Below are 539 nucleotides of genomic sequence, written 5' to 3'. Positions count from 1 at the left end.
ACGAAAGCGACGAACAGGAAATGGTCTCGTGCGGCGCTGCGTGTCTCTTGCCCTGGAGCGCGGGGGAGGGCAGCGATGGCGGCGTCGACATAGGCGATCGTGGCCGGGCCGAGGTAGCGTTCAACTCTCGCATGACGGGGAACGCGGAAATTCTTGACCAGCACACCAGGCTCCCGCTCGAGATATCCCGTGTTTTTAGCGAAGGCCGTCAGCGCGCGCGCGACACGAAAGGCCTGGCGTGCGCTTTGCGTCGACAATGGTCCGGAGAAAGGGCGCCAGCGGGGGTCGTTGCGTGGCCAGCGGGTACCGCAGTTGGGGTCATGGCGAGCATGCCCGGGCGCGTAGGCGCTGGCGGAAATCCATTTTTCCCGTGGTTGCGGGTCGAGGAGGAAATCGCGGTACGCCGCCGTGTCCTCGATGCGCAAGTCCGCCAGGCGCAGCTGCTGGTCGCGGCACCACCAGAGAAACCGGGACAGCTCGGTTTTTGTGCTTTTCAGCGTCGACGGCGCAAGCATGCCATGCAGCAGAAAGGCGCGGGC

Annotated in this window: 1 protein-coding gene; it reads right to left on the bottom strand. The window is 65.1% G+C overall.

Translation table 11 applies throughout. From position 1 onward, the window contains the following. On the bottom strand, nt 1–539 hold a 539-nt coding region (locus tag CR105_RS28645), incomplete at both ends, for a site-specific integrase (protein WP_502522753.1).

This window comes from Massilia eurypsychrophila (assembly GCF_002760655.1).
GTDB lineage: Bacteria > Pseudomonadota > Gammaproteobacteria > Burkholderiales > Burkholderiaceae_D > JAFCUW01.
This window is presented reverse-complemented; position numbering and strand designations above follow the sequence as displayed.